Consider the following 11,550-nt stretch of genomic DNA (forward strand, 5'->3'; position numbering starts at 1 on the left):
GCCTCCGTCAGCCGAGGTAGATGAGGGTGAAGAGCACGATCCAGACGATGTCGATCACGTGCCAGTACGTCGCCGCCGCCTCCTGCAGCACCATCGGCCGTGCCGCGCCCGCAGGACCGCGACCGACGCGCGCCCGAGCGACACCGAGCAGCACCATGCCGAGCACGACATGGAGTGCGTGGACTCCTGTGAACACGAAGTAGTCGATGTAGAACGGCCCGGCGAGCGCGTCCACGCCGTGCCGGAGGTGGCCGGCGTACTCGACCGCCTTGAGCACCAGGAAGACGGCACCGCCGAGGATCGCGAGTCCGTACGCCGCGCGGGCAGCCCGCTCGTCGTCGCGGCGCAGTGCGGCGATCGCCCGCACCACCGCCGCCGATCCGGCGAGCAGCACAAGCGTGTTGGCGATCCCGATCCCGCGGGCGAGCGTCGCGCGTCCGTCGGCGAAGTGTGCCGGGTCGGCGCGCTCCCCCGTCGTCCACACGAAGAAGAAGACGGTGAAGAGGGCCAGGTCACCGAGGACGAGGATCCAGAACTCCGGCTCCGCCGGCACCCGGCGGGCCGGTCGCTCTGCGACCGGATCAGGCTCGGTCGTCGTCAGCGAGGACACGGGCCACCGCCGGGGCGAGGACGAACGGCGACGCGGCGAGGTAGCCGATCAGCAGGACTGCGGGGATCCAGAAACCGACAGCGCCGTTCCACGCGAACGGGCCGGTCTGGAAGAGGAAGACCAGCACCTCCGGCAGGAAGCCGACCACCACGAGGACGCTGACGTAACCGACCCAGCGCGGGAAGAGCTGGATGCCGGTGCGCGGCTGGGTCACGAGGATCGCGTAGCCGAGCAGGCCCCAGATCGCCAGGAACATCGGAGTGCCGCCCATGAACTGGAGGAAGGCGGCGTCATCGAAGGCCTGCACGATCTCGGCCGACCGGCCCGTCCGGAACGCCGCCACGTCGAACGAGAGGCCCGTGTAGAAGGTCAGCACCATCGTGGTCGCGACCGTGAGGCCCATCATCAGCGTGAGGGCACCGACGCCCCGCTCGATCTTCGCGGTCAGCTGCATCAGCAGCGCGCCGAGCGGGAGGAGCATGACGGTCGAGACCATCATCGCGACGGCCGCCACCATCAGCGCCCAGTGGTGCTCGGTGTAGCGCGCGGCCACCGCCGCGGCCGACGCCGAGGGTGCGATCGGCGGCATGAAGTGCGCCAGCACCAGCCAGCCGAGTCCGAACATCGCGATGTAGGCGAACCCGGACCACGCGCCCAGGCGCATGAGGAACTTGTCGTGCACCATGGCGGCGCTCCCTTGCAGACGAGGAGGACCCGACGGCGATCGGCCGTCTGACCGATCGGTCATTTAACCGATCGGTCAGAACCATAGGCGCGCCAGGACAGCCGTGCCAACGAGACCTGCCTCACCCGCCCGAGAGTGCGACCGGCCCCGGACGCGACAGGGCCCCGCAACGAGCGTGTCGTGGCGGGGCCGTTGTCGACGGTCGGTGGCCAGAGGGGGGGGAAGTCACCGGGACCATCAGGAGGTGAAGGCCGGGAGGGGCTTTCGTGACCTCAGACTAGGCAGCGATCCGGCTACTGCGGCAGGGCCGTAAGTCTCTAGTTGTCCCGACTTTCGTCGGCGACGGTCGTCACACCCTCAGCGGAAGAGGCCACCAAGGCCGGGGACCTGCCCGGCCACGCCGCGTACGACGGCCGGCAGCTGCGACTTGACGACGTACTCCCCCACGCCGACGGCGGACGGCTTCGTGATCGCGGGCTCCTTGCCGCGGCCCATGCGCCACAGCTGCGTCGTGTACCAGACCACCTCGGCCATCGCGTCGAGCTTGCGGATGCCGATGGAGCGCGGCTCCATGCCCGCGACCTCCGAGCGCTTGCCCGCCAGGAGCAGGCGCGGGAAGTCGGGATCCACGGCGAGCGGGCGGCCCAGGCCGATCACGTCGACGGCGCCGGTCGCGATCGCCTCGTCCATGCCCTCCTTGGTGCGGAAGCCACCGGTGACCATGAGCGGCAGCGAGACCTCACCACGGAGGCGCTCAGCGAAGTCCAGGAAGTAGGCCTCGCGCTGCCGCGTCGACTCACGCTTGGTCACGCCCATCATGGCGCCAACCTCGTAGGTGCCGCCGGAGATCTCGAGCAGGTCGACACCGGCCGCCTCGAGCGCCTTCGCCACCACGATCGACTCGTCCTCACTGAACCCGCCGCGCTGGAAGTCGGCGCTGTTGAGCTTGACCGAGAGCACCTTGTCGGCACCGATCGCGGCACGCGTCGCGGCGGCGATCTCGAGGAGGAAGCGGGCCCGGTTCTCCGTGGAGCCGCCGTACTGGTCGGTGCGCTGGTTGGCGAGTGGCGAGAGGAACTGGCTGATCAGGTAGCCGTGCGCGCCGTGCAGCTGTACGCCGTCGAAGCCGGCCTCCACGCACACGCGGGCCGTCTCGGCGTACCGGGCGACGAGGTCCTGGATCTCGGCCACGGTCAGCTCGCGCGGGACGGCGAACGCACCACCCATGCCCTTCAGGCCGATCGCGGACGGCGCGACGGGACGCGGCGACAGCGAGCGCGGCGACTGGCGGCCGGGGTGGTTGACCTGGACCAGGGCGACGGCACCGTCGGACTTCGCCGCGGCGGCCCAGGCGGAGAGCGCCTCGAGGTCACGGTCGTCCTCGACGACGACGTTGGCCGGTTCGCCCAGTGCACGGCGGTCGACCATCACGTTGCCCGTGACCAGGAGGCCCGAGCCGCCCTGCGCCCAGCGGGAGTAGAGCTTGACCAGGCGGCCATCCGGGGCGTGCGACCCGATCGTGCCAAGCTGCTCGGAGAGCGCGCTCTTGGCCAGGCGGTTGGGCAGCGTGACGCCGCAGGGCAGGGTCAGGGAGGTCTCGATCACCGGCGCAATCTATCCACCCGTGAAGGACCCCGGCGTCCACCCACGGGAGGAACTTCGACGTACGCCTCCAGGTGGAGCCTCAGGCGCCGTCGGCGTCGGAGGCTCCGACCTCGTACTCCACGGTGTCGACGGAGAAGCCGTCACCGAACGGGTTGCCGGCAAGCGACACGAACTTCTCCTGGTGACGACGCTCGCGTGGGAACTCCAGCTCGCGCAGGGCCAGCGACACGGACTTCATGAACGGCCCCGGGCCACAGCAGAACGCGTCGTACGACGAGAACTGGGCGGCGAACGCCTTCAGCTGGTCCTGCGTCGGCAGGCCCTGGACGCTTTCGAGCCAGTGGACGACGAGCAGCCGGTCGGGGTGCATTGCAGCGAGCTCGGCGAACTCGCGCGCGAAGATGACCGACTTCTCGTCGCGGTTGGCATAGAAGACGACGATCCGCCCGGAGCCGTGCGCGAGCGCCGTGCGGGTGATCGACATGATCGGCGTGACGCCCGAGCCGCCGGCGAAGAGCAGCAGGTCGTCGTCGAGGTCCTTCGGCGTGAAGATGCCGGCGGGCGGCAGCACCCGCAGGCTGTGGCCGGGCTTGAGGTTGTCGGCGATCCAGTTGGACGCATAGCCCTCGGCAGTGCGCTTGATCGTCACGCGCAGCGGGCCGCCGTCATGCGGCGAGGACGACAGCGAGTAGCAGCGCGCAGCCAGCTCGTGGGTGTCGCTCGGCACGGCGATCGTCAGGAACTGGCCGGGCCGGTAGTCGAACTCCGCAGCAAACTCCGCGGGCACCTCGAGGGCGACCGTGAGTGCATCGTGGGTCTCTTCCACGACCTCGACGACAGGGAGGAGGTACGAGTCAATTTCGACAATCTGGCCTGACATGTAAAGCAGACTACGGGTTACCGGGACACCACGTCGCCGTGACCACCGTCACTTGAGCAGGGCCGCCGTGCCGTTGGTGAGCTGCACGACGTAGAAGCCGGAGTTGCCGTCGGTGTACCAGACCTGGCCGCGTGCCGCGTCGTACGCCGGAGCGCTCATCGCCCACGAGCCGATGGCCGGCGGGAGGATGACCGCGCCCTTCGCCTTGGTGAGCGGACGGTTGAAATACGCCGCCTCCTTCGGGTGCGCCAGGTCGCTGATGTCGAAGAGCCGCAGGCCCGACAGGATCATCGAGCAGCCGACCAGCTTCGGGGCGTTGGTCCGCGGGATCGAGCAGTAGTGGGCGGCGTACCCCTGCGCGGGGAACGACGCACCCGGGTCGCTCCACTCGGCGTCGCGGCGCTCGGGCTGCTGCGCCTCGAGGCGGAGGTTGGAGATGATCTTCGGGTGGACCGGGTCGGTCACGTCGATGATCCGGGCGGCTCCCACCGGCGCGGTCTTCATGCTGGTCAGGCCCTTGAGCGAGAACAGGTCGATGAACTCGTCGACCTCCATGACGTACTTCCGGCCGTTCTTGGTGAACGGCTCCGCGACCTGCGGGATCGACAGCTCACGCCAGGTCAGGCTGGAGAGCGTCTTGATCTGCGGGTTGCGCACGCGGTCCTGGACCTGGCTGACGTCGAGGATCCGGAGGCCGCCACCGGAGATGCCCGTGGCGGAGGGCGAGCCGATGTTGGCGACGTACATCGTTCGGCCGTCGGGCGAGAGCCGGACGCCGTGGTAGACGACGCCGGTCTGCAGCTTGAGCAGCTTGGGCGTGCGCGGGTTGGTCAGGTCGATGGCCGCCAGCGTGCCGGCGATGCCCGCGCTCCAGAACGTCTTGCCGTCCGGCGCGAAGCCGGACTCGTGGCCGAGGATGCCCATCGGCGAGGTGGAGAGCAGCTTCGGGTGCCGGCAGTCGGTCTTGACGTCGTAGACGTCCATCACGCCCGGGAGGGTGGCGAGCGTGCCCATGACCGCGACCAGCAGGCCACGCGCCGGGTTGACCAGCAGGGTCTCGTGGGGGCTGAGCATCGCCGGCGTGACCAGGCTCGCCGTCTTGACCGGCGCGGCCGGGTTGCTCATGTCCAGCACCTGCACGCCGAGGCCGGAGCCGTTGAGCGTGTTGCTGAGGATGTCGCGGCCGGCGACCAGCGTGGAGTCATAGAACGCGCACGTGTGACCGCTCGGGTCGGTGTAGCGCTGCACCTTGAAACCGCCGGACGAGCCCTGGTGGGCCACCTGCTTGGTGTTGCAGAAGTAGCCCTGCGCGGCGCGACCACTGTCGTAGTCGGCCTGCGGGACGCGGCCCTGCCACGACGTCTCGGGCAGCGAACCCGGGCCGCACACGGCCTTCGGGGTCGCGGCCGGCCAGGCGTCGTCCGCGCCCTGCGAGACACCCGCGACGCCGAGCGTGCCCAGACCGAGGGCGACGACGACGGGCGCGATGAGCCGACGGACGGCGTTGCGGTGATCCATGCATCCGTCAACGAACGACGGTGACGGCGGTCACGCGCCGACGTACTCCGCGAGGTGCTGGCCGGTAAGGGTCGAGCGGTCGGCGACCAGGGCCGCCGGCGTTCCCTCGAAGACCACGCGGCCTCCGTCATGTCCGGCGCCGGGGCCGAGGTCGATGATCCAGTCGGCATGGGCCATGACCGCCTGGTGGTGCTCGATCACGATCACCGTCTTGCCCGCGTCGACCAGCCGGTCGAGCAGCCGCAGCAGGTTGTCGACGTCCTTGAGGTGCAGGCCCGTGGTCGGCTCGTCGAGGACGAACACTCCCCCGGTGTCCTTCATGTTCATCGCGAGCTTGACGCGCTGGCGCTCGCCACCCGACAGCGTGTTGAGCGGCTGACCGAGGCGGAGGTAGCCGAGGCCGACGTCCTCGAGCCGGGCCAGGATCGAAGCGGCGGCCGGCGTCTTCGTCTCGCCTTCACTGAAGAACGCGAGCGCCTCGGTCACCGGCAGGTCGAGCACCTCGGCGATGTTGAGCCCGCCCCAGCGCAGCTCGAGCACGTCCGCCTGGAAGCGCTTGCCGCCGCAGTCCTCGCACGGCGTCGAGACCGTGTCCATGAAGCCCAGCTCGGTGATGATCACGCCGGCGCCGTTGCAGGTCGGGCAGGCGCCCTCCGAGTTGGCGCTGAACAACGCGGGCTTCACGCCGCACGCCTTCGCGAACGCCTTGCGGATCGGCTCGAGCAGTCCCGTGTACGTCGCCGGGTTGCTGCGGCGGGATCCCTTGATCGGTGCCTGGTCGACGACCACCACGCCTTCGCGGCCTGCGACGGAGCCGTGGATGAGCGAGCTCTTGCCCGATCCCGCCACACCCGTCACGACGGTCAGCACACCGGTAGGGATGTCGACGTCGACGTGGTCGAGGTTGTGCGACGTCGCATCGCGCACTTCGAGGACCCCGGTCCGCTCGCGGACCGTCTCCTTCAGCGCGGCGCGGTAGGCCAACGCGCGCCCGGTGTGCGTGTCGGCGGCCCGCAGCTCGTCGTACGTGCCCTCGAAGACGACCTCGCCGCCGTGTGTGCCGGCGCCCGGCCCCATGTCGACGACGTGGTCGGCGATCGCGATCGTCTCGGGCTTGTGCTCGACGACGAGCACCGTGTTGCCCTTGTCGCGGAGCTCGAGCAGGAGCGTGTTCATCCGCTCGATGTCGTGCGGGTGGAGGCCGATCGTGGGCTCGTCGAAGACGTAGGTGACGTCCGTCAGCGCCGAGCCGAGGTGGCGGACCATCTTCGTCCGCTGCGCCTCGCCGCCCGAGAGCGTGCCGGACGGCCGGTCGAGGGAGAGGTAGCCGAGGCCGATCTCGGTCAGCGCGTCGAGGAGGTGCAGCAGGCCAGCGACCAGGGGCGCGACGCCGGGCTCCTCGATGGTCCGGACCCAGGCAGCCACGTCGGTGACCTGCATCCGGCAGACGTCGCCGATGTCGACGCCCTTGATCTTCGAGGTGCGGGCCGAGTCGTTGAGCCGGGTGCCGTCGCAGGTCGGGCACTCGCCGAAGACCGCGGCCCGCTCGACGAACGCCTTGATGTGCGGCTGCAGGCTGTCGGGGTCCTTGCTGAACATGGACTTCCTGATCTTCGGGATCAGGCCCTCATAGGTCATGTTGATCTTGTCGACCTTGACCTTGCGCGGCTCGGCGTACAGCAGGTCCTGCTTCTGCGCGTCGGTCAGCTTGCCGACGGGCACGTCGGACGGGACGACCGCCTTGAACGCCGCCACCATCCAGCCGTCGGCGGTGTAGCCGGGCACCAGAATCGCGCCCTCCTCCAGGCTCCGGCTCTCGTCGACGATCGCACTCAGATCGAGCTCGGAGACCGTGCCGCGCCCCTCACAGGCCGGGCACATGCCGCCGAGGTAGACCTGCTGCTTGATGACGTTCTTCTTGCCGCTTTCGGTGACGCTCACTCCCCCGACCTTGGTGGTCGGGATGTTGAAGGAGAACGCCGTCGGGCCGCCGATGTACGGCTGGCCGAGCCGGCTGAAGAGCGAACGCAGCATCGCGTTGGCATCGGTGACCGTGCCGAGCGTCGAGCGCGGGTTCGCCCCGATCCGCTCCTGGTCGACCAGGATCGCGGTCGTCAGGCCGGACAGGACATCGACGTCAGGCCGCGGCAGGTTCGGCATGAAGCCCTGCACGAACGTCGAGTAGGTCTCGTCGATCAGCCGCCGGCTCTCGGCCGCGACGGTGCCGAAGACCAGCGAGCTCTTGCCCGAGCCCGAGACACCGGTGAAGACCGTCAGCCTGCGCTTCGGGATCTCGACCGAGATGTCCTTGAGGTTGTTCTCGCGGGCGCCCTGCACCCGGATGACGTCGTGGTTGTCCGCAGCATGCACGAGGCCCATCATGCCGGTGCGGGCACAAGTAGCATCGCGCTCATGCGTTCAGCCAAGGACTTCTTCTCCCCGCTCGCCGTCGGCGCTCCGGCACCGGTCCGCGAGATCCCGGCCAAGCCGAGCCGTGCGATCCACTTCTTCGACCCGGGCAACCCCAAGATGGCCGCCAAGGTCCCGGACATGGTCGGCACCGTCGACGTCCTCCTCGGCAACCTCGAGGACGCCGTCAAGGCCGAGAACAAGGAGATCGCCCGCGAGGGCCTCGTGAAGATCGGCCAGGAGGTCGACTTCGGTCCGACCCAGTTCTGGACCCGCATCAACTCGCTCGACTCCCCGTGGGTGCTCGACGACCTGACCACGCTCGTCCCCGCCATCGGCGAGAAGCTCGACGTGATCATGGTTCCCAAGGTGCAGGGCGCCGAGGACATCCACTACATGGACCGGATCCTCGCCCAGCTCGAGGCGAAGGCCGGGATCACCAAGCCGATCCTCATCCACGCGATCCTCGAGACCGCTCGGGGCGTCGCCAACATCGAGGAGATCTGCGCCGCGTCGCCGCGCATGCAGGGCCTCTCCCTCGGCCCGGCCGACCTCGCCGCCGACCGCCGCATGAAGACCACCCGCGTCGGTGGCGGCCACCCGGGCTACCTGGTCCGTGCCGACGCCCCGCGCAACGAGGCCGGCGAGCTGCAGTACGACGCCGCCCGCACGACGTACCAGCAGGACCTGTGGCACTACACGATCGCCCGCATGGTCGACGCGTGTGCGATGCACGGCCTGTTCCCGTACTACGGCCCGTTCGGCGACATCAAGGACACCGTCGCCTGCGAGGACCAGTTCCGCAACGCGTTCCTGCTCGGCTGCGTCGGCGCCTGGTCGCTGCACCCGGTCCAGATCAAGATCGCCAACAAGGTCTTCTCGCCGTCTGTCGAGGACATCAAGCACGCGCGCCGCGTGATCGCCGCCATGGGCGACGGCACGGGCGCCGTTATGCTCGACGGCAAGATGGAGGACGACGCCTCCGTGAAGCAGTGCAAGGTCATGGTCGAGCTCGCCGAGCGTCTCGCCGCGACCGACCCCGACCTGAAGGCCATGTACGACGCGATCGAGGTGGACTGAATCCATGACTGAGCAGGCTTTCCGCCCCCGCCGTACGGTCCTCTACATGCCGTCGTCCAACGAGCGCGCGCTGGAGAAGGCGAAGACGCTGGCCGTCGACGCCCTCATCCTCGACCTCGAGGACGCCGTCGCCCCCGACGCCAAGCCGCAGGCGCGCCTCAACGCCGCAGCTGCGGTGAAGTCGGGCGAGTACGGCGCCAAGGAGCTCACGATCCGCATCAACGGTGCGGACACCGAGTGGCACGCCGAGGACCTGGCGGCCGCCGCTGCCGCCGGGCCGGACGCGATCGTCGTTCCGAAGGTCAACTCCGCCGAGCAGGTGCGCGAGCTCATCGCCTCCTTCGAGGCTGCCGGCGTCCCGGAGCACACCAAGCTCTGGGCGATGATCGAGTCGCCGCAGGCGATCCTCGACGCCCGCGAGATCCTCGGTGCCTCCGACCGCCTCACGGTCGCCGTCCTCGGCACCAACGACCTGGTCAAGGAGCTCTTCGTCGACCACGTCCCCGGTCGCACGAACCTGGTCACCTCGCTGCAGCACGCCGTCCTCGCGGCGCGCGCCACCGGCAAGGTCATCCTCGACGGCGTCTACAACGAGGTGAAGAACGAGGAGGGCTTCCTCGCGGAGGTCGAGCAGGGCCGTCAGTTCGGCTTCGACGGCAAGACGATCATCCACCCGGGCCAGATCGCGCCGGCCAACGAGGGCTTCGCCCCGTCCGAGGCCGCGGTCGAGAACGCCAAGGGCCTGATCGAGGCGTTCGAGTCCTCCGACGGTGGCGTCGTGACCTACAACGGCAAGATGGTGGAGAACCTCCACGTCGAGTCCGCCAAGCGCACGCTCTCCATCGCTGCTGCGATCGAGGCACTCGCCGCCAACTGATCCATCCGCGAAACCCGGGTTTTGGTCCGCCGAAACCCGGGTTTTGGCGTCTTCAGACCCGGGTTCTGGTCAGGAGAGGCGGCCGGTCAGCTTCCACTGACGGCGGGCATCGAGCCGGTGCGGCTCCGCCCGGGGGTACGGCGCGGCCTCGTCGTCCCAGGCCTCGATCTCGCCGACCGGCTCGGCCTGGAGCGCGCCACGCACCGCCGGAGTGAGCGCCTGGACCAGGTCCTCGAGATCCATCGACGCGAGCGGCTCGAGCTTCATCTGGTAGCGCATCATCGCCGCGGCGGAGAGCGTGCCGAGCGCGAGCTGGAGGCGCACGGTCGAGACGTGCAGGCCCGCGGGTCCCGCGAGCGGCACGAAGACGAGCCGGTTGAGCCGGCGGAAGACCTTCTGGCTGCGGCCCTCGCCCTCCATCGCCGAACGGATCGTCGCGATGACCGCCGCCTGGGTGCGCTGGTTCTCGCAGAAGCCGAAGAAGCGACGGGTCACCTTCTCGGCGAAGTCGTCCATCGTCACCGGAAGGCTCCACGGTGATACAGCAGCGGCTCCGCGTCGGAGAGCTTCGACAGCGCACGCACCTGACCGATCACGATGTCGTGGTCGCCCGCGCTGTGGACGGCCGCGATGGTGCAGTCGACGTACGCCAGCACGCCCTCGAGGATCGGCGCACCGCTCCCGGCCGGGCGCCAGGCGAGACCGGCGAACTTGTCCGCACCCTTCGACGCGAAGACTCCCGCCAGATCGGCCTGGTCGGCAGCAAGCACGTTGACGCAGAAGTGCCCGGCCTCACGCATCAACGGCCACGACCGCGACGTACGGGCGGGGATGAAGCTCACCAGCGGCGGGTCCAGCGAGACGCTGGAGAACGTCTGGCACGTCATGCCCACCGGCCGACCCTCGACGTACGCCGTCACCACGACGACGCCCGTCGCGAACTCGCCGACGACCTCGCGGAAGTAACGCGCCCGGACCCGCGCCGCAGCGGAGTCGTCGATGTCGACGGGTTCGCCCGGGCGCAGCTCGAAGTCGGAGGTGCCGGGCATGGGAGAAGTCTCCCAGACCGCTACGGTGACCCGGTGACCGAGACCCCCTCCGCTGCCCAGTCGACCCTGTCCGACGAGCTGCGTGACCTGATCCGTGGCACCAAGGGCTTCATGCCCGAGGACGAGGGGATGCTGCTGCACCGCTGGGCGCTGGCCCAGCTGCCGACCGGGCCGGCGCTCGAGGTCGGCAGCTACTGCGGCAAGTCCGCGGTCTACCTCGGCGCGGCGGCGAAGGCGGTCGGCGACGGCGTCGTCTTCGCACTCGACCACCACCACGGCTCGGAGGAGAACCAGGCCGGCTGGGAGCACCACGACACCGACGTCGTCGATGCCGAGACCGGCCGCATGGACACCCTGCCCTTCTTCCGTCGCACCATCGAGCGCGCCGGCCTCGAGGACCACGTCGTCGCGCTGGTCGGCCAGTCCGGCCCGGTCGGCCGCGTCTGGCGTACGCCGCTCGCGCTGTTGTTCATCGACGGCGGCCACGGTGTCGAGCCCGCGCGCACGGACTTCGAGACGTGGGTGCCGCAGGTCGCCGTCGGTGGCGTCCTGGTCATCCACGATGTCTTCCCCGACCCCGCGGACGGCGGCCGGCCGCCGTACGAGGAGATCTACCTGCCGACGCTGGCGCGCGGTGACTTCGAGGAGATCGAGGCGCTCGGATCCATGCGGGTGCTGCGCCGCACGCACTGACCGCATGCCGGCCGATCAGCCTGATCGATCGGGCTGAATTCCCGGGCAGACGGGTCATTTGTGTGACCCATGTCGCCAAAATGGCAGAAGTCACCTAGCGTGTCTTCCGTGATTCGTGGGAACAAGCGTGTACAAGGTGCGCGC

11 protein-coding genes are annotated in these 11,550 nt (G+C 69.4%); 3 read left to right on the forward strand and 8 right to left on the reverse strand.

What is annotated here, in order from left to right; genetic code table 11:
* Positions 1-7: 7 nt before the first annotated feature.
* The 6 genes from EPD65_RS01860 to EPD65_RS01885 form a co-directional block, all read right to left on the reverse strand.
* Positions 8-610: a cytochrome c oxidase subunit 3 gene (locus tag EPD65_RS01860; RefSeq protein WP_131581402.1), complete on the reverse strand. Its 603-nt coding sequence runs from the start codon at positions 608-610 to the stop codon at positions 8-10.
* Positions 582-1,295 carry a hypothetical protein gene (locus EPD65_RS01865; protein WP_131581404.1) on the reverse strand — a complete coding sequence of 238 codons (714 nt, stop codon included), beginning with the start codon at positions 1,293-1,295 and terminating at the stop codon, positions 582-584. The genes EPD65_RS01860 and EPD65_RS01865 overlap by 29 nt, the downstream gene beginning before the upstream one ends.
* Positions 1,296-1,652: 357 nt before the next feature.
* Positions 1,653-2,900 (reverse strand): NADH:flavin oxidoreductase/NADH oxidase family protein, encoded by a 1,248-nt coding sequence (locus EPD65_RS01870; RefSeq protein WP_243640387.1) that lies wholly within the window; start codon positions 2,898-2,900, stop codon positions 1,653-1,655.
* A 79-nt stretch (positions 2,901-2,979) separates the two neighbouring features.
* On the reverse strand, positions 2,980-3,780 hold the full coding sequence (locus EPD65_RS01875; protein ID WP_131581408.1) for an FAD-binding oxidoreductase: 801 nt from the start codon (positions 3,778-3,780) through the stop codon (positions 2,980-2,982).
* 48 nt (positions 3,781-3,828) lie between these two features.
* The gene (locus tag EPD65_RS01880; RefSeq protein WP_131581410.1) at positions 3,829-5,298 is read right to left on the reverse strand and encodes an LVIVD repeat-containing protein; all 1,470 of its coding nucleotides are present in this window, start codon (positions 5,296-5,298) and stop codon (positions 3,829-3,831) included.
* A 30-nt stretch (positions 5,299-5,328) separates the two neighbouring features.
* Positions 5,329-7,677 carry an ATP-binding cassette domain-containing protein gene (locus EPD65_RS01885; protein WP_207891379.1) on the reverse strand — a complete coding sequence of 783 codons (2,349 nt, stop codon included), beginning with the start codon at positions 7,675-7,677 and terminating at the stop codon, positions 5,329-5,331.
* A 33-nt stretch (positions 7,678-7,710) separates the two neighbouring features.
* On the opposite strand from EPD65_RS01885, the gene EPD65_RS01890 reads away from it, so the two are divergent.
* Positions 7,711-8,787, forward strand: a complete 1,077-nt coding sequence (locus tag EPD65_RS01890) for an HpcH/HpaI aldolase/citrate lyase family protein (protein ID WP_131581414.1) — start codon at positions 7,711-7,713, stop codon at positions 8,785-8,787.
* Between the two features lie 4 nt (positions 8,788-8,791).
* Complete coding sequence (locus EPD65_RS01895; protein ID WP_131581416.1) at positions 8,792-9,664, forward strand: HpcH/HpaI aldolase/citrate lyase family protein; 873 nt, start codon at positions 8,792-8,794, stop codon at positions 9,662-9,664.
* Between the two features lie 69 nt (positions 9,665-9,733).
* Here EPD65_RS01895 and EPD65_RS01900 read toward each other — a convergent pair whose 3' ends face one another.
* A complete protein-coding gene (locus tag EPD65_RS01900; protein WP_243640404.1) occupies positions 9,734-10,180 on the reverse strand; it encodes a TetR/AcrR family transcriptional regulator in 447 nt (148 codons plus the stop codon).
* Positions 10,181-10,182: 2 nt separating this feature from the next.
* The gene (locus EPD65_RS01905) at positions 10,183-10,713 is read right to left on the reverse strand and encodes a flavin reductase family protein (RefSeq protein ID WP_131581420.1); all 531 of its coding nucleotides are present in this window, start codon (positions 10,711-10,713) and stop codon (positions 10,183-10,185) included.
* A 33-nt stretch (positions 10,714-10,746) separates the two neighbouring features.
* Here EPD65_RS01905 and EPD65_RS01910 point away from each other — a divergent pair, with 33 nt between their 5' ends.
* Entirely contained in the window at positions 10,747-11,406 is a 660-nt protein-coding gene (locus EPD65_RS01910; RefSeq protein WP_243640388.1) for a class I SAM-dependent methyltransferase, read from the forward strand.
* The last annotated feature ends 144 nt before the right edge of the window (positions 11,407-11,550 follow it).

Origin of the sequence: Nocardioides jejuensis, assembly GCF_004337475.1 — a bacterium.
Taxonomy (GTDB): domain Bacteria; phylum Actinomycetota; class Actinomycetes; order Propionibacteriales; family Nocardioidaceae; genus Nocardioides; species Nocardioides jejuensis.